Origin of the sequence: Chloroflexus aurantiacus J-10-fl, assembly GCF_000018865.1 — a bacterium.
GTDB classification, from domain to species: domain Bacteria; phylum Chloroflexota; class Chloroflexia; order Chloroflexales; family Chloroflexaceae; genus Chloroflexus; species Chloroflexus aurantiacus.
Genome location: NC_010175.1, coordinates 714,598 through 740,809 on the forward strand (window position 1 = coordinate 714,598; position 26,212 = coordinate 740,809).

Here is a 26,212-nt window from a genome sequence, read left to right on the forward strand (position 1 = left end):
TTCAATCCCCTCGCGGGGATTTTGGTTTTTTGAAGAGATTGTCTGCGCGGAAGAAGGCAGCGAACAAGATCAGATTTGTTTCAATCCCCTCGCGGGGATTTTGGTTTTTTGAAGTGAATTACCGTTACGTCTCTATCATACTACGCTATTTGCGGGTTTCAATCCCCTCGCGGGGATTTTGGTTTTTTGAAGGTCACGTATTGCGCATCTGCATTTGGTATGACCGTCACCGAGTTTCAATCCCCTCGCGGGGATTTTGGTTTTTTGAAGCGATTACGGCGGTGGCGGCGAATGATCGCGGCATTGTTGACGTTTCAATCCCCTCGCGGGGATTTTGGTTTTTTGAAGTAATAGTAGTCGCCGGTCGGCGTAATGACGCGCAGATAGTAAGTTTCAATCCCCTCGCGGGGATTTTGGTTTTTTGAAGACAATTAGCAGAGGCGCGAAAACAACAAACGGAAGTAGTTACGTTTCAATCCCCTCGCGGGGATTTTGGTTTTTTGAAGCGCTAATATTGGAAAATACAATAATCGCGATATAGAGCAGGTTTCAATCCCCTCGCGGGGATTTTGGTTTTTTGAAGAAGTTGTCGGGTTGGGCAACGATCCTGACAACCTTCGCTTTTCGGTTTCAATCCCCTCGCGGGGATTTTGGTTTTTTGAAGCCAAGAATAAGATTGTTCGTGTACGCCGGCAATTGCATATATGCAAGTTTCAATCCCCTCGCGGGGATTTTGGTTTTTTGAAGGAATAACCGGTGTTTTTCCTAGAAAAAAAGCCCTGACATTTTGTTTCAATCCCCTCGCGGGGATTTTGGTTTTTTGAAGGCAAGCAGAAGCTGAGCGAATGGCGCGATTGCAAGCAGAGTTTCAATCCCCTCGCGGGGATTTTGGTTTTTTGAAGCGAAGTTCTTGCGCAACAACGCCCGATTCATCTGTTGGGCGGGTTTCAATCCCCTCGCGGGGATTTTGGTTTTTTGAAGCGGTGTTCTCTCCGTGCATCCAGGTCCAGTTGACAACGTGGAGTTTCAATCCCCTCGCGGGGATTTTGGTTTTTTGAAGTCGCGCAATCGGGAAATGCCAGCCGGCGACTGCACAGGTTTTGAGTTTCAATCCCCTCGCGGGGATTTTGGTTTTTTGAAGACCCATTTATTGTGGCCCTCACGGACCACCCAGATGAACTCGTTTCAATCCCCTCGCGGGGATTTTGGTTTTTTGAAGATACGCGCTTACTCATCAATTCGAGTTGTTGATATAACTCTGTTTCAATCCCCTCGCGGGGATTTTGGTTTTTTGAAGGTGCTGCAAAGAAGCGCGATAAGGATAAAAAGATAAATAATGTTTCAATCCCCTCGCGGGGATTTTGGTTTTTTGAAGGGCGAAAATGCGTGGGATGATATGGCGCGTCTCTGTCGTGCCGTTTCAATCCCCTCGCGGGGATTTTGGTTTTTTGAAGCCTTTACCGACGATCATTACCAAAACCCGTTGGCGTCTGTTTCAATCCCCTCGCGGGGATTTTGGTTTTTTGAAGCCGCACTGACGGCAACGGCAAGCGCGCAGTTACTTTCATGTTTCAATCCCCTCGCGGGGATTTTGGTTTTTTGAAGGCCCGTTCGCAACCAGGAAGGAGGCGATTGCGGACGCAATGTTTCAATCCCCTCGCGGGGATTTTGGTTTTTTGAAGCGAGTACCACATTGTCGGGGATGAGACCCGCGCGAGGGTTGGTTTCAATCCCCTCGCGGGGATTTTGGTTTTTTGAAGCGCAGTAATCTGTGCTTCAACGATCTTTAGCTGATCCTTTGTTTCAATCCCCTCGCGGGGATTTTGGTTTTTTGAAGAAACCAAATGACCGGCGGCTTCAACACTTACCGTATTGGCCAGTTTCAATCCCCTCGCGGGGATTTTGGTTTTTTGAAGTGGATTACAACCGCTGGCTGGCGGCGGTGTGGGCCGTTCGTTTCAATCCCCTCGCGGGGATTTTGGTTTTTTGAAGGTAGACGAGGCCGATGACGGCGACTGGCTGTTGTATCTTTCGGTTTCAATCCCCTCGCGGGGATTTTGGTTTTTTGAAGTTGGTGGATCAGCGCAATATTAAGCGTTCGCCGCTCATTTACCGGTTTCAATCCCCTCGCGGGGATTTTGGTTTTTTGAAGCTATAGCATAGGAGGCGATCTATGGCAACACGCGAAGAGTGGGTTTCAATCCCCTCGCGGGGATTTTGGTTTTTTGAAGCAACGCGAATGCCGACGGTGGCGAGAATGGCGGATAGTGTTCGTTTCAATCCCCTCGCGGGGATTTTGGTTTTTTGAAGCCGTCTCGACGGTGAACGACCACTCCTGAATACCGTTGAGTTTCAATCCCCTCGCGGGGATTTTGGTTTTTTGAAGCGAAGAGGTGTTGAAAGCGGCGGGGATTGAGGTTCAATTTAGGTTTCAATCCCCTCGCGGGGATTTTGGTTTTTTGAAGCAATAAGATAATGGATGCTGACGCGCGAAGCGGGATTGGTCGTTTCAATCCCCTCGCGGGGATTTTGGTTTTTTGAAGCCACGTCACAGCGACAGATCGTGACATCGACGGTATCGGTGCGTTTCAATCCCCTCGCGGGGATTTTGGTTTTTTGAAGCGACAGCCGGCGCGGTTGGCATCGCGGCAGCGCTTGTTGTGTTTCAATCCCCTCGCGGGGATTTTGGTTTTTTGAAGGGATAAATGCGTATTTTAGATAACAATCCAGCGCTGTTTGGTTTCAATCCCCTCGCGGGGATTTTGGTTTTTTGAAGGTGACTTTGAGGCCGGCTTACTTCGGTTTCGCGCCGTCGCCGGTTTCAATCCCCTCGCGGGGATTTTGGTTTTTTGAAGCAGACGCGCCATCGCCCCCGCCGAGCGCGCCGAGCGTAGAGGTTTCAATCCCCTCGCGGGGATTTTGGTTTTTTGAAGGAAGCAAACGCAGGTCGAGCAAGGCACGCAGGTTGAGAGTTTCAATCCCCTCGCGGGGATTTTGGTTTTTTGAAGCGGGGAGTGGGTCGAACTCCCCGGTGAATGGTGGCGGTTTGAGGTTTCAATCCCCTCGCGGGGATTTTGGTTTTTTGAAGACGTGGCCGGAAACCATCCGCCGCGTTATTCTCGGCGCGCAGTTTCAATCCCCTCGCGGGGATTTTGGTTTTTTGAAGGTACCGACGTAAGTTATCTACGTCCATGGCCCACGTGTAATGTTTCAATCCCCTCGCGGGGATTTTGGTTTTTTGAAGCACACAACCAACAACGCAGAAAGGTGGGGAATGGTAGTGCGGTTTCAATCCCCTCGCGGGGATTTTGGTTTTTTGAAGGCCAGCACTTTTTGCCGACCTTGAAAGCTTGGCAGGTACGTTTCAATCCCCTCGCGGGGATTTTGGTTTTTTGAAGCTGGCCAACGTCCGCAACGCAGCCCGACAACGGCGATAGTGTTTCAATCCCCTCGCGGGGATTTTGGTTTTTTGAAGTCAGACAGTGTGCGCACTGTTGACAAAAAATTGCTCGAAAATTGCGTTTCAATCCCCTCGCGGGGATTTTGGTTTTTTGAAGGGCGAAAATGCGTGGGATGATATGGCGCGTCTCTGTCGTGCCGTTTCAATCCCCTCGCGGGGATTTTGGTTTTTTGAAGCCTTTACCGACGATCATTACCAAAACCCGTTGGCGTCTGTTTCAATCCCCTCGCGGGGATTTTGGTTTTTTGAAGCCGCACTGACGGCAACGGCAAGCGCGCAGTTACTTTCATGTTTCAATCCCCTCGCGGGGATTTTGGTTTTTTGAAGTTTTCGAGTTGAGGACGACACCGAATAAATAGATAAAAATACAAGTTTCAATCCCCTCGCGGGGATTTTGGTTTTTTGAAGATGATGTGAGCAACGAAGGAAATCCAGCAAAGAAAGGAAGGAGTTTCAATCCCCTCGCGGGGATTTTGGTTTTTTGAAGAACAAGAAAGGAGTTAACTATGAAGAAGATCAACTGGTACGTGTTTCAATCCCCTCGCGGGGATTTTGGTTTTTTGAAGTAGCACAAATTGATCGGTTTCGGTGACAACGTTTCTGACGAGTTTCAATCCCCTCGCGGGGATTTTGGTTTTTTGAAGGCTAAAGGGGGGGACTTACGTATGGGTTTTTCGAGAAGGCCCCCGGTTTCAATCCCCTCGCGGGGATTTTGGTTTTTTGAAGTCGACGGTTTCTCGCCGCGCTGCGTTGTCGCGTATTGCAACGTTTCAATCCCCTCGCGGGGATTTTGGTTTTTTGAAGTGGTTTAAACAGTTAGGCGCGAAAAGCACGGGACGGTTTAGTAGTGTTTCAATCCCCTCGCGGGGATTTTGGTTTTTTGAAGACAACGCAGCGTTTTCATTGCGCAGTTTGTGCAGCGCACTGCGTAGTTTCAATCCCCTCGCGGGGATTTTGGTTTTTTGAAGGCCAAACCAGTAACCAAACAAGAAAGGAGAACAGAAATGTACGTTTCAATCCCCTCGCGGGGATTTTGGTTTTTTGAAGGCGGCGCAAATGCACTTTGTAATTAGGCAACTCGAATACGTAGTGTTTCAATCCCCTCGCGGGGATTTTGGTTTTTTGAAGCAATAAAGAGCATGGTATCGTCAGGCGCGCCGTGCTCAACGTTTCAATCCCCTCGCGGGGATTTTGGTTTTTTGAAGATCCTGTTCGCGGTCTGGCGCAAACAGATGGAGATCGCGTTTCAATCCCCTCGCGGGGATTTTGGTTTTTTGAAGGCCGTATGCGTCGATAACCGATGCAAACAGTAGTAATTCCCCGTTTCAATCCCCTCGCGGGGATTTTGGTTTTTTGAAGTGGTATTGACAACGTGACACGAGTATGCTATAGTATAGTCAACGTTTCAATCCCCTCGCGGGGATTTTGGTTTTTTGAAGACACCGGAACCCACTGTTTTGTTTCCGGGTCTTGCGCGATCCAGTTTCAATCCCCTCGCGGGGATTTTGGTTTTTTGAAGACGCTACAAGCAGTGTCTACAGTACATACCGCGCTGTCCACAACGTTTCAATCCCCTCGCGGGGATTTTGGTTTTTTGAAGATAGGTGGACGGCGCCGGTGGGTGGACGGCGGATATTATGTGGGTTTCAATCCCCTCGCGGGGATTTTGGTTTTTTGAAGTGACCCAACCCGCGCTGGCTTTCGCCTCCAGCGCCTTAATCGCGTTTCAATCCCCTCGCGGGGATTTTGGTTTTTTGAAGCTGGCGTTTCGATTGATATTGAGGGGTTTGCGTTGTTCGGAAGTTTCAATCCCCTCGCGGGGATTTTGGTTTTTTGAAGACGAGGGAAGGAAACGAAGCGAATGTTTCGAGCATGTTAGTTTCAATCCCCTCGCGGGGATTTTGGTTTTTTGAAGCGCCCGGCTCGGCGAGCGTCCATGGATCGGCAGGCATAGCAGGAGGTTTCAATCCCCTCGCGGGGATTTTGGTTTTTTGAAGGGAATACTTCATGGCGTATGAGGGGAGGTAGCATGAATTACAGTTTCAATCCCCTCGCGGGGATTTTGGTTTTTTGAAGTTACTGTCGCCGTCGACAGCGACGGCGATATCTACGAAATCGCGCGTTTCAATCCCCTCGCGGGGATTTTGGTTTTTTGAAGCAACTTACATGGGCATGCTCGAGCCGCCAGCTTTATGGCGTTTCAATCCCCTCGCGGGGATTTTGGTTTTTTGAAGACACAGTTGCCGGTGTCGTTCGGCTCATTTTTGAAACTTGGGTTTCAATCCCCTCGCGGGGATTTTGGTTTTTTGAAGGTACCTGCTCGTGCTTTGGGGCGTGACAGGGTTGCTTGCTGCGTTTCAATCCCCTCGCGGGGATTTTGGTTTTTTGAAGACCAATTGCGTCGATCCGGCTCACGACTGTGAAACCATCCGGTTTCAATCCCCTCGCGGGGATTTTGGTTTTTTGAAGGGAAAACGCGGGAGTGATCCCGCGACGAGTAACATCGTTGTTTCAATCCCCTCGCGGGGATTTTGGTTTTTTGAAGCGACATGGCGTGGCGAGTAGCTATCAGCATTCATGCAACGTTAGGTTTCAATCCCCTCGCGGGGATTTTGGTTTTTTGAAGGTAGGGTATCGCTGGGGGAGACCGCAGCACATCGTTGACGTTTCAATCCCCTCGCGGGGATTTTGGTTTTTTGAAGGCGACAATTGACACCGACGGAACGGAGCGCGGTTGCCGAAAGTTTCAATCCCCTCGCGGGGATTTTGGTTTTTTGAAGCTGCTTCATCCGCTTTTCCTTCCGCCTCCGCTTCCGCTATCGTTTCAATCCCCTCGCGGGGATTTTGGTTTTTTGAAGTCACGCAAATAGTCGCTCGGCGACACGCTGAAACGCCGGGTTTCAATCCCCTCGCGGGGATTTTGGTTTTTTGAAGTTCGCAGCAATTGCGTCAATCAGGTCGTCACGCAAATCGCGTTTCAATCCCCTCGCGGGGATTTTGGTTTTTTGAAGCATCTGCTCAGCGCAGTTCAGCATACTGCGCAGCAGCGAGCAGGTTTCAATCCCCTCGCGGGGATTTTGGTTTTTTGAAGTTACATTGGGTACCAACAGAGGCCTTTTTGCCGTGGCTACGTTTCAATCCCCTCGCGGGGATTTTGGTTTTTTGAAGCCCCAGGGGTGGGACTATGTGTACGTCGGGACCCCTCTTATGAGGTTTCAATCCCCTCGCGGGGATTTTGGTTTTTTGAAGTCGCTTGTTCACGCTGTGCGCGAGCAAGAAGGGTCTTTGTGTTTCAATCCCCTCGCGGGGATTTTGGTTTTTTGAAGAACATACACAACGAAAGGGGGACAGTATGTCGTACTTTGAACTGTTTCAATCCCCTCGCGGGGATTTTGGTTTTTTGAAGCCACACCACCACCACCAACTTGTCAACACCCTTACAACAAACAAAGTTTCAATCCCCTCGCGGGGATTTTGGTTTTTTGAAGCTGATCGCGTGGTCGAGCGATGGCGCAAGGCGTCGATCTCGAGTTTCAATCCCCTCGCGGGGATTTTGGTTTTTTGAAGCGATCCGCATTACGCAGATCGAACATGCGTTTGCGTCCTAACGGTTTCAATCCCCTCGCGGGGATTTTGGTTTTTTGAAGACCCTGAACCACACTACCGACCCCTTCTCTACGACACGGTTTCAATCCCCTCGCGGGGATTTTGGTTTTTTGAAGCGATGTGATGATCGCGTTCGGGAAGGTGTAGGTGGTCGTACCGGTTTCAATCCCCTCGCGGGGATTTTGGTTTTTTGAAGCCAAACACATCAAAAATTGCCTCCGTTGTCATAAAAACATTGTGTTTCAATCCCCTCGCGGGGATTTTGGTTTTTTGAAGTTCCATACAATAAGAAGTAACGCGAACGCAGGAATGATGGTTTCAATCCCCTCGCGGGGATTTTGGTTTTTTGAAGTCACGAGGCGCTGGCGCTGGCCAATGCGCTGGCGCAGACGGTTTCAATCCCCTCGCGGGGATTTTGGTTTTTTGAAGCTGTGAAATAGTTTTCCCTGAAACAAATTGCAAGAGATGGGTTTCAATCCCCTCGCGGGGATTTTGGTTTTTTGAAGGGAGGAAGGATCGCAGTGGCACAAAGAAATCGAACAGGGCTGGGTTTCAATCCCCTCGCGGGGATTTTGGTTTTTTGAAGACACAATGTCAAGCGCCCACGCGACGCGCTGCTCGCTGACGTTTCAATCCCCTCGCGGGGATTTTGGTTTTTTGAAGAAACTTAGCGGTAGTTGGCGATCGCGTCCGCGATCGCTTGTTTCAATCCCCTCGCGGGGATTTTGGTTTTTTGAAGCAGCATTTCCATCATCTCTCACCTGCCTGCCGTTTTGGGTTTCAATCCCCTCGCGGGGATTTTGGTTTTTTGAAGGAAGAACACAAAGCGGAGCGAAGAATTGACACAGTTGTAGGGTTTCAATCCCCTCGCGGGGATTTTGGTTTTTTGAAGGAAAACTGTTCATATAGCGACGCTGTTAACTTAAAAGAGAAAGTGTTTCAATCCCCTCGCGGGGATTTTGGTTTTTTGAAGCGCCACTTAATGACACGCTTATCGGCGTACAACAGCGTTGCGTTTCAATCCCCTCGCGGGGATTTTGGTTTTTTGAAGGGCGTACACGCGCGTCGCCATCTGGTCGATCCCTTGTGTCACGGGTTTCAATCCCCTCGCGGGGATTTTGGTTTTTTGAAGGATAGATCGCAAAACGCGACGAGCAAGCGGTTCGGATAGCGGTTTCAATCCCCTCGCGGGGATTTTGGTTTTTTGAAGTGTGCCGGCAAGCGACGAAAAGGGACTGTATCTTGTTTCAAGTTTCAATCCCCTCGCGGGGATTTTGGTTTTTTGAAGGTTTCAGTACGACAAGATGGATATTGACACGTATATTTTGCGGTTTCAATCCCCTCGCGGGGATTTTGGTTTTTTGAAGTTCTTATCCGCCGTTGGCAGCGCGAATTACTTGCTGTTGACGTTTCAATCCCCTCGCGGGGATTTTGGTTTTTTGAAGTGCGCTACACGCTGTGCTGCGGTAAGCGGAGCATCAGGTTTCAATCCCCTCGCGGGGATTTTGGTTTTTTGAAGCGGGCGCAATTGCGCCCGGGAGTGTACGTGTGGGTGGTCCGGTTTCAATCCCCTCGCGGGGATTTTGGTTTTTTGAAGCGCGCTTGACGAAATGTTATCGCAGCAAATCGCTTACTGTTCGGTTTCAATCCCCTCGCGGGGATTTTGGTTTTTTGAAGACAGAAGGGGTCGATGAAGATCAAGAGTAGTCGTGTTGTAGGTTTCAATCCCCTCGCGGGGATTTTGGTTTTTTGAAGGCACTTGTCTGCGCACTGATGTAACTCTCTCTAGTCTTTTCAATCCCCTCGCGGGGATTTTGGTTTTTTGAAGAAAAACGGGTTTGTAAGCGGCGCAAATGCACTTTGTAATTAGGCTTTTCAATCCCCTCGCGGGGATTTTGGTTTTTTGAAGGTAGACGTACATACCGCGCATGGTCGTATGGAGCAGACTTTTCAATCCCCTCGCGGGGATTTTGGTTTTTTGAAGGTGTGCGCCGTCAGCACGATCTGCCGAAATGCCGGCTCCGTCTCTTTTCAATCCCCTCGCGGGGATTTTGGTTTTTTGAAGCAAGCTAGGATCATACCTCGTCCGGGCTGCGCGTGAGGTAGCTTTTCAATCCCCTCGCGGGGATTTTGGTTTTTTGAAGAGAATTAGAACTAGCGAATGCAGAGGAGTTGTTCACGGATTAAATTTTCAATCCCCTCGCGGGGATTTTGGTTTTTTGAAGGGATTAGCATTCTGTGGTGGCGTGGATCGGTTGCACGGCGTTGCTTTTCAATCCCCTCGCGGGGATTTTGGTTTTTTGAAGTGATTATCCGTATCCGGTGACTAAAATACCGGACCAACTCTCGTTTTCAATCCCCTCGCGGGGATTTTGGTTTTTTGAAGGCGCAATCTAAGCGCGCAATCTAAGCGCGCAATCCAAGCGCGCAATTTTCAATCCCCTCGCGGGGATTTTGGTTTTTTGAAGTGTTAGACAAACCCACCGGATTGCAGGACTACGACGCGATCCTTTTCAATCCCCTCGCGGGGATTTTGGTTTTTTGAAGGCAGATAATAACGGTGAGGTTGAAGGATTTATCTTTCGGATTTTCAATCCCCTCGCGGGGATTTTGGTTTTTTGAAGGACTTTGAACAACATTGTTTTCCTCCTTGTCGTTGCAGTTTTTTTCAATCCCCTCGCGGGGATTTTGGTTTTTTGAAGGAATGGTTGCCAGCCGGGCACGTACTTAATCATAGTGTACGTTTTTCAATCCCCTCGCGGGGATTTTGGTTTTTTGAAGGTAGAGGTTGCGTACACGCCGCAGCGCACGTATACCCCTTTTCAATCCCCTCGCGGGGATTTTGGTTTTTTGAAGAGCTACGTGCTAAAGGGTTACAGAGTTACCACGTGTGTATCGTTTTCAATCCCCTCGCGGGGATTTTGGTTTTTTGAAGCGGCAAGCAATACAGTTGCACAGCAAATTGTGCAAGCACATTTTCAATCCCCTCGCGGGGATTTTGGTTTTTTGAAGGCAAGGCGGGTAAAGAGGTCGATGAGGCGCTGCATTCCGTTTTCAATCCCCTCGCGGGGATTTTGGTTTTTTGAAGCGACAAGGTATTTTTGGTCGGCCCTTTTCTTACTCAGAAAAGTTTTCAATCCCCTCGCGGGGATTTTGGTTTTTTGAAGTCAGATTGTGGCGCGAGTAAACACAGCGACAGACGGTGCGTTTTCAATCCCCTCGCGGGGATTTTGGTTTTTTGAAGGAGCAGGCGTGCGCCTGCTTCATCGAACGCAATTTTCGAAATTTTCAATCCCCTCGCGGGGATTTTGGTTTTTTGAAGCCACTCGGGCTCCCTCGCGGAGTGCGTCGAGTGGGCGATTTTCAATCCCCTCGCGGGGATTTTGGTTTTTTGAAGATCAAGTCGCTAACAAGAGGAGGGAAAAACCATGTTTACGTTTTTTCAATCCCCTCGCGGGGATTTTGGTTTTTTGAAGTCATTGTGCATCCCCCGCCGTCAAGCCGTTGTGCCATTGCTTTTCAATCCCCTCGCGGGGATTTTGGTTTTTTGAAGCTCCTCTCTCTACCGCGTTGCTCGAGTCGCTCGACTGGCGCTTTTCAATCCCCTCGCGGGGATTTTGGTTTTTTGAAGTCGGATTGCATCGCTTACGCAAACAAGAGCCTGCATTTCCGTTTTCAATCCCCTCGCGGGGATTTTGGTTTTTTGAAGGGAATGGGTTGGTACGCGTGAAGGCACCCAACCCCATTCTACGTTTTCAATCCCCTCGCGGGGATTTTGGTTTTTTGAAGCGCAAAATGACACTAAGCATTGGAAAGCGGAGAAATGCATTTTCAATCCCCTCGCGGGGATTTTGGTTTTTTGAAGTGACTGTCCAACACCGTTTCCAACCAAAAAGTACCCTCCTTTTCAATCCCCTCGCGGGGATTTTGGTTTTTTGAAGTCAACGACGGCAGCCGGCAGCAATGCGCCAAATTGGGGGGAGCGTTTTCAATCCCCTCGCGGGGATTTTGGTTTTTTGAAGGGAAGGTGCATTGGTCGTAGGCTGGTTAACCGCCTACGTGATTTTCAATCCCCTCGCGGGGATTTTGGTTTTTTGAAGTTACATGTCCAAGATCGAACCCCCGGCCCTATGGCGGCTTGAGTTTTCAATCCCCTCGCGGGGATTTTGGTTTTTTGAAGCCAGCCGGCTGACGCAACAGCACTACAGCCGCGAGGGGCTGGTGTTTTTCAATCCCCTCGCGGGGATTTTGGTTTTTTGAAGAAAAGGGCCGTATCTCAGCAATGGTGATAATTCACAATATGAGTTTTCAATCCCCTCGCGGGGATTTTGGTTTTTTGAAGCGGCGCAGCGGCAGAAGGAACGGTTGCGCAAGCAACAATTTTCAATCCCCTCGCGGGGATTTTGGTTTTTTGAAGCCTCAAGTAGCTGGTTAGCGTCGCCGGTGCGCTTAAACTCGTTTTTTCAATCCCCTCGCGGGGATTTTGGTTTTTTGAAGCTCCGCGCATTCCGCCCGCGCCGGATTGCGGAACACGTTGTGCTTTTCAATCCCCTCGCGGGGATTTTGGTTTTTTGAAGCGGATCGGGATGAGCATTAGCGGATGGATGCAATGTTTGCCTTTTCAATCCCCTCGCGGGGATTTTGGTTTTTTGAAGAGGTACTATGCAACCAACTATTACGTACAATCCACAAACGTATACTTTTCAATCCCCTCGCGGGGATTTTGGTTTTTTGAAGGCGTATTCACGCGAGCAACGTTCCAATTCGCCGGTTTGTTTTTCAATCCCCTCGCGGGGATTTTGGTTTTTTGAAGCTACCCTTTCCAACTATTGTACATAGCGCCCAAATACCGATACTTTTCAATCCCCTCGCGGGGATTTTGGTTTTTTGAAGGAAGAGGCTCGCTCGCTCGACGCCGAAGAAGCAATCGAGTGGTTTTCAATCCCCTCGCGGGGATTTTGGTTTTTTGAAGGTTGGCGATGCTGCTTTTACCACAAGTTCAAATGTGACCTATGATTTTCAATCCCCTCGCGGGGATTTTGGTTTTTTGAAGCTCAGCACATCGTCAACGGGTAAACGACGTGTTTTTGATTTTCAATCCCCTCGCGGGGATTTTGGTTTTTTGAAGCAAGCTTAGGAAGGACGCGCTGCACTTGTTGAATGTAATTGTTTTCAATCCCCTCGCGGGGATTTTGGTTTTTTGAAGGTACATCGCGTATGAGCGTTCCGTTCTTGGCTCGTAATTTTTTTCAATCCCCTCGCGGGGATTTTGGTTTTTTGAAGCGATAGAGCGAACAATGGTTTCGGCTAGCGCGCTCCGTCCTTTTCAATCCCCTCGCGGGGATTTTGGTTTTTTGAAGGTAGTCCGCCGAGGTGCGTGTCGAGGCGGCGAGGTCATAGCTTTTCAATCCCCTCGCGGGGATTTTGGTTTTTTGAAGCAACAATCTCTATCTTTATCATTACACCACAACCTGTTTGTTTTCAATCCCCTCGCGGGGATTTTGGTTTTTTGAAGGCCGACTTTAGCGTGTCGGAATGCCTCAATCATACGCGATGATTTTCAATCCCCTCGCGGGGATTTTGGTTTTTTGAAGTTTGTACGTTATTTGATACGTCAATTTATGTTGATACGCTGTTTTCAATCCCCTCGCGGGGATTTTGGTTTTTTGAAGAGACAGGATGACTACTCGCAGGAGGGATGTTATGGAGTTTTCAATCCCCTCGCGGGGATTTTGGTTTTTTGAAGCCGGTACTTGCATTAGTTCGGGAATGACCAGCGCAATAATCATTTTCAATCCCCTCGCGGGGATTTTGGTTTTTTGAAGGTACCGGATTGGGTAGTCGGTCACATCCGGCGTCTGCTGGAGTTTTCAATCCCCTCGCGGGGATTTTGGTTTTTTGAAGGGGGCAGCAACGAAGCTGCCTCTCAAATTTTTATTTTAGCGCTTTTCAATCCCCTCGCGGGGATTTTGGTTTTTTGAAGGTTGTAAAAAATTACCGCCGGCGCGTTTACTAATTTCACTTTTCAATCCCCTCGCGGGGATTTTGGTTTTTTGAAGACCAGATCGCGCAGCGGATCGGCGCGGTGCTGGAGGCGTTCGGTTTTCAATCCCCTCGCGGGGATTTTGGTTTTTTGAAGGGCAAGATTGCGGGTCGTTAACCGGCGACCCGTCGGTGGCGGTTTTCAATCCCCTCGCGGGGATTTTGGTTTTTTGAAGGGGGCGCGGGTGGTGCTAAATAATACCGGTCTCTATACGTGTTTTCAATCCCCTCGCGGGGATTTTGGTTTTTTGAAGTGACGACATGCATGATGACGGCATAGATTGACATTACTCTTTTTTTCAATCCCCTCGCGGGGATTTTGGTTTTTTGAAGGTATCAGCCGGCCCGCCCTCGTGATGTTGCTCACTGCCTGGTTTTCAATCCCCTCGCGGGGATTTTGGTTTTTTGAAGCCGCTCCCCTTTGCATGCCTTGAGTTCGAGACATATGGAGTTTTCAATCCCCTCGCGGGGATTTTGGTTTTTTGAAGATCGAGCAGTGCCGCCGCGAGTGCAGGGGTGTCGGCGTCAATGACGTTTTCAATCCCCTCGCGGGGATTTTGGTTTTTTGAAGCCGCCGGAAATTGATGTTCCCGTGATAGTCGCAGCATCAATCGTTTTCAATCCCCTCGCGGGGATTTTGGTTTTTTGAAGTACAGTGACTACGTATGTCACAAACGAAAGGAGGTGATACTTTTCAATCCCCTCGCGGGGATTTTGGTTTTTTGAAGATAGTTTTGTCAAGACGCTCTCCGAAATGTATCGTGATGGTTTTCAATCCCCTCGCGGGGATTTTGGTTTTTTGAAGGAACCTGACCCCTGGGTGTGTGGTCTTCGCCTTCGTTGACCATTTTCAATCCCCTCGCGGGGATTTTGGTTTTTTGAAGTTGATACTTCGACCCTACCTATTCCGCACATGCTGATCGATTTTCAATCCCCTCGCGGGGATTTTGGTTTTTTGAAGCTAAGAAAGACGGCTGGGCAAAGGTGAAAGGGTTTTCCCTGGATTTTCAATCCCCTCGCGGGGATTTTGGTTTTTTGAAGCTGCTGGATCAACCGGCAACGGCACGCAAGACGCTGCTAGTTGTTTTTCAATCCCCTCGCGGGGATTTTGGTTTTTTGAAGGTACGACAATGCGCTGCGGTGCAAACGACGCTGCGTTAGATGTTTTTCAATCCCCTCGCGGGGATTTTGGTTTTTTGAAGACAGCCCAGCGCGCTGACGGTGTCACAACACTGCATTATTTTTCAATCCCCTCGCGGGGATTTTGGTTTTTTGAAGGTACTACTCTGTGCCGCAGCACTGTGGGCCGCGCTTAGACGATTTTCAATCCCCTCGCGGGGATTTTGGTTTTTTGAAGCCGAGGTTAAACATTGTCTCGGCGTACTGTAGCAGTTGGTTTTTTCAATCCCCTCGCGGGGATTTTGGTTTTTTGAAGTCCACGTTGACCCGTCGAGCGACGTGCCGAGATAGATTGATTTTCAATCCCCTCGCGGGGATTTTGGTTTTTTGAAGAAAAATTAGCGCGCCCGTTATATACCGGCGCGTTGTTGTTTAGTTTTCAATCCCCTCGCGGGGATTTTGGTTTTTTGAAGCCACCAGCGGGCGACGGTTTCAAGTACCTCGCCTGCCTCCGTTTTCAATCCCCTCGCGGGGATTTTGGTTTTTTGAAGTGGAATGCACCATCGGTAATCCAAGTTCGACGCGGGCGATGTTGGTTTTCAATCCCCTCGCGGGGATTTTGGTTTTTTGAAGCGGATGCACCGCGCCACCCATATAGTAAGGAATTCGGATTTTCAATCCCCTCGCGGGGATTTTGGTTTTTTGAAGACACACCGTGACTGTTTGAAGGACTATACGTAAGCTGCGACTTTTCAATCCCCTCGCGGGGATTTTGGTTTTTTGAAGTTAAGTGGCGACTTGAGTACGTCGCCTTCCCATAATAACCTTTTCAATCCCCTCGCGGGGATTTTGGTTTTTTGAAGCGACGATCGTCGAGACGATTGCCTCCACCAGCGGCGCAAAGGCTTTTCAATCCCCTCGCGGGGATTTTGGTTTTTTGAAGGCTGGCAAGGTATACGCAACCCTCCACCTGAAAGATGACTTTTCAATCCCCTCGCGGGGATTTTGGTTTTTTGAAGACAAAGCCCCGGCGGTATCGCCGGGGCTTTTTGTATTGTCTTTTCAATCCCCTCGCGGGGATTTTGGTTTTTTGAAGGGAGCTAACGCTTCCGACAGAAACGATCCAATTTTGAGTTTTCAATCCCCTCGCGGGGATTTTGGTTTTTTGAAGATTTTTGAATGGTCGAGCGCCAGTCGAGCAACGCGGTAGAGGTTTTCAATCCCCTCGCGGGGATTTTGGTTTTTTGAAGGGGTATACGTTACGTTGGCTTCGAGACGAAACGGGAGCGATTTTCAATCCCCTCGCGGGGATTTTGGTTTTTTGAAGTTTCTCCTTTCTTTGCTGTCACCTTGTCCTTCGTCACTTCTATTTTCAATCCCCTCGCGGGGATTTTGGTTTTTTGAAGTTTCGTTTGAGGGGCGGCAACGAAGCTGCCCCTCAAATTTTTATTTTCAATCCCCTCGCGGGGATTTTGGTTTTTTGAAGAAACAAAAAAAAGTAGGCTGAGCGGTTGCCCACTCAGCCTATTTTTCAATCCCCTCGCGGGGATTTTGGTTTTTTGAAGCCGTACCGCTCGGCGTATTACCGGTGGGCAGACATTCCGTATAATTTTCAATCCCCTCGCGGGGATTTTGGTTTTTTGAAGCAACTGGTCGCGGTGGGCCGGGGAGGACACTCACGCGGTTTTCAATCCCCTCGCGGGGATTTTGGTTTTTTGAAGCCTCCACTTCCAACGTGGAGGAGATGCGGAGAGTGCACTTTTCAATCCCCTCGCGGGGATTTTGGTTTTTTGAAGCCTCCACTTCCAACGTGGAGGAGATGCGGAGAGTGCACTTTTCAATCCCCTCGCGGGGATTTTGGTTTTTTGAAGCCAGGCTCTGAGAAGCTCTACGCGCTCTACGACATCAACACAACTTTTCAATCCCCTCGCGGGGATTTTGGTTTTTTGAAGGTGAGTACCGGGCGCAGCTAAAGGGGGGAGAGTACATCTTTTTCAATCCCCTCGCGGGGATTTTGGTTTTTTGAAGCGAGATTGTAGAGTTCCGCGGAACGGAACTCGGCTGGCTATTTTCAATCCCCTCGCGGGGATTTTGGTTTTTTGAAGCAGCTCCACCTCTGCCGGGGTGAGGGGGCGCGGCAGCTTCATTTTCAATCCCCTCGCGGGGATTTTGGTTTTTTGAAGATATTATAATAATAGCATAAGAGATAAGAAACAGAAGGGAGAGATTTTCAATCCCCTCGCGGGGATTTTGGTTTTTTGAAGAATTGTTGAATAGGAGGGAGTAAATGACCGTCAGTCTAATTTTCAATCCCCTCGCGGGGATTTTGGTTTTTTGAAGATACCACCCCTGCCGCCGCTTTGCAATGCGCTCGCTACTGCAATTTGCGCGGCAGGGGTGATTTTGCCGTATTGTGTAAAGTCTTTTACGCCATCTGGAGAGAAACGAGTACTGTTTTTGCTCATTGCAATCCGATCCCGCGCCATTCAGGGGTAGATGTTTGCCCGGACGACGCTTAGAGCCTGTTATGAACGTTGAACCATGAGCGAGACAAACCGATGGGCCACCACGATGGCAACAGCAACGACATGCAAGCCGGCCAGCGTCGCCGCCACACGGTCGTCGTCACGCACCAAGCGACGGAAGCGCGTCATCCAGGCGAACCTGCGCTCGACCACCCAGCGCCGCGGCAGCACGCCAACGCCGCGCGTGGCGGTCGGCAGCGTGACCACCGCCAGGCGACTGCCGTGGGCGGCGGCCTCGGCTGCCGGTTGCGCACCGGTGTACCCCTGGTCAACGACGGCCACCGCTACCGTGTCACCAGGTATCTCCTGCATGCGTTGCGCCAGCGCCGCCACCTGCGCCCGATCGTGGTCGGTGGCCGGGGTGACCACTACTGCCGGCAGGTGCCCCAGCGTAGCCACGGCCAGATGTACCGTCGCGCCGTTCCGGCGGTTGTGTCCATCGTACCCAGCACGGCCCCCGCGTTCCGGCGTCGACTGAAGCGTCCGGCTGTCCACCATGACGGCACGGGGCTGGGGCGCACGGTCGGTGATGTCGCGCAGCAGCATCCGCACGTCGTGCACCATCTGCGCACCCACGCCCGCTTTCAGCCAGCGCTGGGGCTGGTGATACACCACGGGCCACGGCGGCACGGCGGTGGGCAGCATTCGCCACGGTGCACCCGTGCGCAGCATGGAGCGCAGCCCGTTGGCGACGTCGCGCAGGGGGTAGTTTCGCTGCGGCGCTGCTTCGTCCATCAGCGTCACAGAGGGCGCGACGAATGCCCACTCTTCATCAGAACCATCACTGGGATAGGCTGTTCGTGTCATAGCGTCATGATATACGCGCAGAACCGAAAAGTCCATAACAGGCTCTAGATGATGTAGATGTCCTGGCTGGTTTCAGGAGGTGGGCCGTCACCGATGATTTCGATTTGCTCGCGACACGAGGCGCACAGCCGATAGATGCGTAGCCGATCTCCTTCTTCGTCTTTGATGAGGCGGTTGAGTTTCTGGCGGAGTTGCCGATAGGCCGGGAGTTCGAGGTCGCATTCAAAGACGCTCTCCAGCACGCGCTGGCCGTAGCCTTCCAGTAGTTTGGCGATTTTGAGCCGGCGCTGGTCGACGCTGATGTCGTATGAGATCAGGTAGAACATTGGCCCACCTCTTTGATCGTTATCGGGCGGTGAATGGTTCGTAACGCTCCTGTTGGCCGCGAATGACGCGCGCCAGACGCCGGGCCTGCAGGGCGATGCAGCGCTGGTAGGTGACTTTGCCCGGCCCGCTGTCGGCACCTTCTGGATGGGTCGCTTCGGTACGCATCCGCTCTTCAAAGGCGGTCAGGAAGGCACGCTTGCCCTCATCGGTGATGATGACCGGACGCGCTTCGTCACCCGGTTGAAAGTGTTCCAGCCGGAGCCGGCCATCGTTGCAAACACGTACAACCAGTGAGTCGATGAGGAGCGGGCGGAATTCTTCCATCAGATCAAGGGCCAGCGATGGCCGTCCGTAGTCGAGGCTGTGCAAAAAGCCAAGGTAGGGGTCGAAGCCGGCAGCCTGTACCGCACCCAGGGTTTTGTGGGTCAGGAGGGTGTAACCAAAGGAGAGTAACAGGTTGACCGGGTCGGGCGGCGGACGACGCTGGCGACTGCGGAAGTCCCATTCTGGCTCGATCAGGCTGCGCAGGCCGGCAAAGTAGCGGGCAGTGGCACTTCCTTCGACACCCAGGAGTGCGCTGAGCCGGGTGGTGCGGCGCACCCGTTTGATGTAGGCGTCGAGATCGTCAGCCGCAGCCAGCGCTTCGGCTGGTGGGGTCGCTCGATTGCGGCTGAAGCGCTGGAGCAGCGCCCGTTGGTTGCGCAGTTTGCCTTCGACAAAGCTCTGCGCTAAGCGCAGGGTGCGGTCACTGTCGGCAGCACAGGCGTATTGAGCCTGGCGTAAGGCGACATGAGCGGTAACTTGACCGACCAGGCGCCCCTGGTAGCTGCCGTCGACGGTCATAAAGGTGACTTCGATGCTTCGATCAAGGAGTCGTTTAATGGCCGGTGTGCTGATGCCGATGTTGCCAAAGATGACGATGTCATCGACTTTGACTAGCGGCACGCTGCCGATGATTTCACCCGCTCGCCGCACGACGATCCGTTCACCGTCACAGCCAATTTCGGCACCTTGTTCAATCAGATAGAGTGTCGCCATTGTCTACCGCCTCGCGCTGTCTGGGCTGATCGGTTTTGGTGAGGAGACGCGCCTGTCCAAAGCCACGAGTGGTGCCGGCACCGATTCCACTAAAGAAGGCAAAGCGGGCCAGGACGTCAATGCAGGCACGCCAGTACCGATCCGGGTTGATGGCGCGGAAGCTACAGCGGCCAACGGCGCCGATTTGGATGACGCCACCACTGGTCGGACTGGCTACGCTGCGGAGGTCGTAGCGATTGATGGCCAGGCATTCCGCCGCAAACCGGCGTACTTCATCGGGGAGCGCCAGCTCCGATGAGGCATTCCACTGTTCCAGTAAACTGCCAAAGACCAGGTCGGGAAGCGGAAGGGGGACATTCAACCCCCGCTGACGAAAGGTGGTTGGCGAGGCAAGCTGGAATGTCCAGACGCTCGGAAGCTGGTTGGGCCGGCTGAGCAGGGGCTGTGCCAGTTCCTGGTACGTTGCACGGCCTGCCCAGGAATGCTCAGCACTGTTGTCGGCGCGAGCAGTGATCCGCCACGCCAGCCCGTCAAGATCGAGCGGAGCCAGGGCCGCCGGTGTCCAGTCGGTGGCAATCTGTTCGAGTTCGGCACTGAGCAGGGTGACCCGCAGGTGATAGTCACGAGCAGGATCGACTATTACCTTTGGTTCACCAGCCAGACCCCAGATGTTCGAGACGGTTAACGGTTTGCGACCATTGTCATCGTGAATGCGGGCCGCCAGCGCCGGATCGGCTTGCTGGATGAGACGGAGGATGGCGGCATGAGCGGCCCGGCTCAGATTACCGGCAACCTGAGCAGTCGTGAGCGGACGTAAGGTGAAGACGATGGCCTGTGGCATACGACATTCCCTGGATCATAGATATGCGATTTGATTGTTAAGGTACCACACATACGTTACATAATAGTATCCATTGTATCGACTATAAGCCCGGCCTGCAATGGGTAGAGAGTATCTACCGCCGGGCAAGCCCATGTGGGGCGGAGTGTTTACCGGTTGTTCTACCAAATCTTGCGTAACAATGTGCAATGTGCATCGTTCAGGTGTCATCCTCGTGCAGAAGTGTTACCGGGTGTGCCACTGGCGAGTTGCTCGTGGCTATTCGTCGGCGTTGGAGGGGCGACGCATGCGTCGCCCCTACCGGCGTCCAGCGGTGCATCGTTCAGGTACAGTAGCAGCTATGCTCGTAACGATCCCGTCCGGCATCTCCGTGACCAGGATGGGTAACGGTATGCCACGCGCCGGATCGTCAGCACGGCTGGCGCGGCAGCATGGCTGCCGCACTCCAAACGTCGCGACACGCGGATGATGAGCGTGTAAGGCAATCCATCCAGCACGTGCCGGCACGGCTGGAGCGGCGCACTGTCACCGAGGCGGTCGCCCAAAACAGCACCAATAGCAATCATACCAGCCGATACGCACATGGTTGACACCAGGTATGGGTAATGCATCCCCGTGACCGGGAGGGTCAACGACCTGACACGTGCCAGATCGTGTGTACGGCTGGCGCAGCAGCATGGCTGCCGCACACCAAACGTCGCGACACGCGGATGATGAGTGAGCAAGGCAACCAATCCAGCGCGTGATAGCACCACAGATGGTTGGTAGAGCGCGACAGTACAGCATTTTATGAAATAAGTTCTAGCCACGAGTAACCCTGTCTGGGAACGGTGTTCCCTCTGGAACGTGCTACGCCTGTGTGCGTGGCAGGATGCCGGCTGTGCACAGCCACGCTCAGAAGCGACACCATACTGCGTGCCGGACAGCATATAATACCCCTTGTAACACCCGATTTGATGTAATGTGACGTATGGCCTCTACACCGCATACGCTCACCCCAAAAGCTCCGCTCAGGTCTGCGTCGCCTGGAGTAAGCGATCCAGGAGCCGGTTTATGTGCTGATAGGGTGATGGCGGCAATGGCTGGTGACACACCTGTTCGTAAAGCTGTTCGAGGTGCGGAACAATTTGATCGGCAGCCGACGGTGACGCCTGCGGCCCGGCAAAGGCGCGGGCCAGCCCCGCCTTCTGCACCCCCTCCAGATGATGGGTCAGCTCATTACGCCGCTTGACCAGTTCACCAAGCCGATCAATTGCCGTCAGCAAGTTGTGTTGACCCGGTTGCGCCCGACCCAGCAGGTTACCGAGCAGTTCCCGCATCACCGAGCGGTCGGCAATCAGATCGCGGTTCGGATCGCGATCCCGACTGAGGGTGAATGTCTGCTGACTCAGCCACTCCCGCGCCAGATAGGTACCATCTGGATCAAGCTGCCGCTGCCGGTTGCAAAACCAGGCCCCCTGCTGTAAACAGAGATAGCGTAGCAGGTTCTCTTCAAACCGTACCACCTGAGTGAGAAAGTCGGCATACAGGCCGATCTGGTAACGAGCCGCCGCTCCGCGTACCACTTCAGCCAGCAGGAACTGGCGCACCGGTTGATTGACCTGCGCCAGTAAGGAATCCAGTTCAGCCCGCCATGGCCCGGCATTACGCACCCGCTGCAATGCGCTGCGTGCACTGGCAAAGTCGAAGTTGAAGCGGTGATGGGCATAGGCGAGCAGAGGTGCAATCAGGCGTGCCGCCGTTGGCTCAAGCCGGTCGGTGATGATTGCCTCATGCTCCAGGAAGGTACGGGCTGCGGCGGCGTAGGCATACGACGCGGCGTGGGAACGCAGCGAAGCCCGTAACGGCGTAGCCAGCAGGCGTTTGCCGGTGTTCAGGGCAATCGGCAGCTCCTGGTTGGGATGGACGGAGAGGATTTCCGTCTGACTGCCGAAGATTTCGGTGCCGGCAATGAGCAGACCGGTCGTCATCGCCGGGGTACCGCCAGTCACTTCAAAAAAGGCGGTATGGTGCGGGTACACCCGTCTCAACTCAGCCAGCCGCCGTTCGAGAAAGCGTAGGGTCAGGTCGTAATCGGAGGGATCGCACCCCTGACCATCTTCAGTCTGGATTGTCCAGATCGTGATCTGCTGCCCGTCAAGCCGCGGGTAGGGGGTGAGGCCGTCGCACAGCAGGTGGGCAATAATCTGCGCCGAGTAGATGGTATCACTCGACCAGAATTTGGCGTTGCCGACGGGTGGTGGTGGCTGGTCTGAGGCGATCAGGATCACGTGGTCGATCACGACGCGACGAGTCGCCAGGTAGTGCAGGGCCTTGCTGATGATCGGCAGGCTGAAAGTGCCGCACAATTCAGGATAGCGCTCCAGCGCTGTCTGCGCCCACTGCCGTTCGGAATGGCCGTTCTTGGGAAGAGCGGGATGCAGGACATCCCGCCCACCAACATTACAGATCAACAGAGCATTCATGTACCTCTCCGCAGCTCGCGCTGAACCGTCTCGGCAATGCGATCAAACGGCGATTTGTGAACGGGATTATCGAGCAGTTCAATCGTCTTGTAGAGATCGGGCACAATCTGGTCAGCACCACCCTTGTAGGCGCTATCAATCGCTTCCCGCGCAACGCCGGCAAAACCGTGGGCAATCACGCTCTGGTTGCGCAATTCGGCCAGCGCGTCCAATCGGTTCAGGCGTTCGCGCACCCCACTCAGCCGCTCACGGTCTTTCTTCGTGGCAAAGGGTGTGCCATCAGCCCGTGTTCCACCATTCAGGACAAACTCCAGTAACGCCTGCATCACCGGACGGTTCGGGCCATCGCGGTAGCGGAGCGGTTTGCCGTCAAGGGTACGCTGATCGAGAAAGTCGCGCAGGGCCGGGTTGCCATCAATCAGCTCCAGATACCGCGCCAGACTGGCGTCGCGCTGTTCTTTGCTGAAATCGGTCGGTAAACCGAGGTATTTCTCGACAATCAGTCGCAACACACCTTCCTGGAAGCGGAAGAGCCGACCGAGCAGATCGGCATAACGGCCATTGCGATACGCGATGTCGGCATTGTACGCCACCTCGCGCAACAGTGCGGCGGCGTCATTCCGGATCAACTGTTGCAGATCGTCTTGCAATTCACGACAGAACTCGCGAATGCTACCACTGGCATGACGTTGCGCCCGTGCGCCCGCCTGCGTGGCCTGCTGAAAGTCAAAGGCTTCGCGGTAGACGGCATATTCGAGTAACGCGACGATCCATTCGCCGACCCGGGCAGCCCGCGCACTGAGCAGCGCAGCCGGAAAGTTGCGCTGGTCAAGAGCGTTCAGCGCGTTGACCCGCTGAAAGGCTTTGCTCATCTCTTCCCCGATCCGCAATTCGGTGACCCTGCCACCTTCAGGCGGGTAGATGAAATGGCAGCGATCAGCGAAGGCAATCATTGCCTGAAGCTGAAGCGCAAAGTTGCAGGCCGGAATACCACCCGCAGTGAGAATGTAACACCGATCAACCTGCTGATTGACGAAGCGCTGTAGCAGATAGGCATACGCCTCGAAGACCTCGTCGTAGACACTGGGATTGAGATCGGGGCCACGACTGTTCTCGATCCGCACGATCTCTACCTCGCTGACCTGACCGGCAAACTTTTCCCTGATCAGACGCTGCGCGATATGAGCCAACCAGATTGTATCCTTGTCGCGGAGACTGACGCCGAAACGATCAGCTTTGGTTGTCTCCGGATTTTCCGGCTGGTCGGTGTAAAAACAGACCAGGCGCAACTGATCACCCGGATGACGCCCGATAATAAAGCGCAAACATGGCTCGATAATCGGCAACTCGAATTGATGTTCGGTAAAACTACGCCAGAGCTGCTCGCCTTCGGGACGTGGTTTGGACGGACGTTTGCTATCGGCGTTCAGATCACTGTTACCGAGATTGCACATCACCAGAATAGTCATTTGCCACGCTCCTCTATTGTCAGACAGACCCAACCGGGTGGCAACCAGGGTTGACCGTTGCGCATGATGACGCGCCGCGACGCCGGGAAGAGATCGCCGGCTCGGAAGCGTTGTGAACGCTGCGAGTTTAGTTTCATGTTGTACCCACGAACTGCGCTGACAAACACCTCTTCACGTGTACCTTCACGCAGGATGGTATCGAGCGTTTTGCTGCGCCAGCCGGCCCCCCAGCCGATTGGAAGCAGAAAGGCATTGGTATTCTCCAGAGCCGCCAGGCGTTCGGCCAGATCGGCGTAGAAACGGCTGATCTGGGTGGCATCGGGTCGGTTGCGAAAGAAGGCTTGTTCGCCTTCGATCAACACCCTGGCCCGCTGCCGACCGAACGCAGCCAGTTGCGCCGGCTGGAGATATTGCGGCCAGTTGCCGAAATCGATCACCGCACGGGCAGCAGCGTCTGTGAATGGATACTGCTCGATACGCAGCGTTGCCAGCAACGTCGTTCCATCCGGGATTGCCTCGACGGTAATCGGCGAACCGCGTGGGAAGACGCGGATTTGTAGCAGTTGCGGGCTTTGCGCCACCGGCTGCGAGTCGCCGATGTGGAAGGTACGCATCACATCACGCAGCAGATCATGGTTTACCCGCTTATCATCGCGTTGCTTGCGACCGTAGAAGATACGTTGTTCAAGCGAATGTGCCGCCTGACGTCTGTCTCTGGCATTATTAAACTCATTCAACGCCTGCGCTGCCCGCTGCGGGGCCAATGCCCAGGCCAGCACTGTGCGCAACGCCCCTTTCAGCGACGAGCCGGGCAAATACAGCCGATCCGCGGGGTCTTTGACACAGGTCAGAATCTCGCTCCGTCCACTCTTTACCTCCGGGCGCCCGAGATACGAGTAACGGAGCAGCCCTGGAATAGTGCGAATGTCGTCTATCGTTAATAGACCGGTTTTGAACAGATCGCTAACGCCGCTGTTCTGAAGCAGTTCGGGCGGTATTGTTACTGACTGTGCCGTTCCGGATTCGAGTTCAGCCCGTTCCTGGCGCAGTCGTTTCAGTTCTTCCCTGATGTTATGCGCCTCGACACTCAACCGTTGCTCCTGCTCAGCCCGCTTGCGCGGGTCTTTCGGCGGTGCTTCATCGAAACGCTTGATGTCCTCGACATTTCGCTGGCGGCGCCGCAGCAGCCGCTCTTCGCGCTCGGCCAGCTTCGCCAGCAATTGTTCACGGGACGGTTGACGCTCGTACCAGCGCTGAAAGGCCAGCTCCAGCACGGCGTCACTGTTGATAACATAGGTTGTCTGCGCATCGAGGTAGAAATCAACCTCTTCGTGCAGGCGGCCTCCATCCAGCACGCAGAGCGGGCTGATCACCTCAACACGCACCTGATAGACCTGATTGATCGACGGCATAGCACTCCTCACTTGCTGTCTGCCGGCAGACCGACGGCCAGGGCCAGACCGCTGCGATAGATCGGATGCGAAACACTGGCATCTGGACGCACGTCGAGAATCTGCCCACCCGGTAGCCGTTCGTCGCACACCAACACTGCGCCCTCGGTGAGCATCATGACCGCCTGCCGACGGTAGGTAGAGCCATCAGCGGCCAGAAACCAGCCGCTGACCCTGGTAAGCTGGTACGTTGAACGTTCGTTACGTACCAGCGGTAGCTCGGTAGGGGTCGGAATGTAGCGCGACAGTAAGACTGCCCGCTTGTGCGGAGAAGGGAGATCGAGCGTCAGTGCCGTGCCATGCTGCCAGGCAAACGCACCATAGCCATTCGTGCGCTTCCCGCCCAGTCCACTCTCACCAAGGAGTGTCAGCAGATGTTCAAAAGACGGCCTGGCCTGGGCGTCGGCAAATGCAACCAGGAGAGACAAACCGGCCCCGACCGCAAAACTAATCCGCCCCACTTCGTAGTAGGCCGACGCCGCGCTCAGACGGTCAAGCGTGACGTGTGGGGTTGCTTCGACATGCCAGAGCGGGGTGGCGGTCAGACGCGCCCGCCAGGCGTCGCTGCTCTCGGTGGCAGTCTGCTTCCAGGGGGCCGGCAGACGCCGTGCGTCCTCCTCGCTCAGCCAGATTTTGCCCTGCTGGAGACTGATCGGGTCGGCGGGCAAGGTTTCCCCTTTGCACACGGCGACAAAGAGTGACGGCGAAAGGTAGCGCAGCTTTTTGAGCTGTTTACCGGCCAGTTCTGCCGTCGGGGGCAGATGAATGGGCAACAAAGGGCGCGGGAGCAGCGGCAGATCGCCAATCCGCGGCAAGAGCGAACTATGGCGCAGGGGCGGTTGATCGGCGAGAAACGGCTCGACCCACACCGGTGCGCCATCAGCAGTCCGGCGCGGATCGTTCAGGGCCGCCTGCACCACCAGCGCGGCAAAGAACGAGTCGGAGGCGAGAGTCTCACCGGTTTCTTCCAGACCGATCCCCTGCCGGCCAAAGTGGAAGCTGAGGTTCGCTGCGCCGGCGGGTGGGATCAGATGGTAGACGGATAATGTCGGCATGCAGACC

The 26,212-nt window shown here is 53.3% G+C and carries 8 protein-coding genes and 1 CRISPR repeat array (1 of these 9 cut by a window edge); all 8 genes read right to left on the minus strand.

From position 1 onward, the window contains the following. A CRISPR array of direct repeats spans nucleotides 1-16,567; the repeat unit is 37 nt; unit sequence GTTTCAATCCCCTCGCGGGGATTTTGGTTTTTTGAAG (it extends 2,172 nt beyond the left edge of the window). Between the two features lie 185 nt (nucleotides 16,568-16,752). Continuing rightward, on the minus strand, nucleotides 16,753-17,559 hold the full coding sequence (locus tag CAUR_RS02865; RefSeq protein WP_012256455.1) for an IS5 family transposase: 807 nt from the start codon (nucleotides 17,557-17,559) through the stop codon (nucleotides 16,753-16,755). 44 nt (nucleotides 17,560-17,603) lie between these two features. Next, nucleotides 17,604-17,885: a CRISPR-associated endonuclease Cas2 gene (cas2, locus tag CAUR_RS02870; RefSeq protein WP_012256456.1), complete on the minus strand. Its 282-nt coding sequence runs from the start codon at nucleotides 17,883-17,885 to the stop codon at nucleotides 17,604-17,606. A gap of 19 nt (nucleotides 17,886-17,904) precedes the next feature. Next, a complete protein-coding gene (gene cas1, locus CAUR_RS02875; protein WP_012256457.1) occupies nucleotides 17,905-18,924 on the minus strand; it encodes a CRISPR-associated endonuclease Cas1 in 1,020 nt (339 codons plus the stop codon). After that, entirely contained in the window at nucleotides 18,902-19,765 is an 864-nt protein-coding gene (gene cas6, locus CAUR_RS02880) for a CRISPR-associated endoribonuclease Cas6 (protein ID WP_012256458.1), read from the minus strand. Before cas6 ends, cas1 begins: the two co-directional genes overlap by 23 nt. A gap of 1,010 nt (nucleotides 19,766-20,775) precedes the next feature. Then, on the minus strand, nucleotides 20,776-22,230 hold the full coding sequence (locus CAUR_RS02885) for a hypothetical protein (RefSeq protein WP_012256459.1): 1,455 nt from the start codon (nucleotides 22,228-22,230) through the stop codon (nucleotides 20,776-20,778). Further along, the gene (locus tag CAUR_RS02890) at nucleotides 22,227-23,699 is read right to left on the minus strand and encodes a hypothetical protein (RefSeq protein ID WP_012256460.1); all 1,473 of its coding nucleotides are present in this window, start codon (nucleotides 23,697-23,699) and stop codon (nucleotides 22,227-22,229) included. The genes CAUR_RS02885 and CAUR_RS02890 overlap by 4 nt, the downstream gene beginning before the upstream one ends. After that, nucleotides 23,696-25,111, minus strand: a complete 1,416-nt coding sequence (gene csm5 / locus CAUR_RS02895) for a type III-A CRISPR-associated RAMP protein Csm5 (RefSeq protein ID WP_012256461.1) — start codon at nucleotides 25,109-25,111, stop codon at nucleotides 23,696-23,698. Before csm5 ends, CAUR_RS02890 begins: the two co-directional genes overlap by 4 nt. A gap of 8 nt (nucleotides 25,112-25,119) precedes the next feature. Beyond that, on the minus strand, nucleotides 25,120-26,205 hold the full coding sequence (gene csm4, locus CAUR_RS02900; protein ID WP_012256462.1) for a type III-A CRISPR-associated RAMP protein Csm4: 1,086 nt from the start codon (nucleotides 26,203-26,205) through the stop codon (nucleotides 25,120-25,122). Nucleotides 26,206-26,212 lie beyond the last annotated feature (7 nt).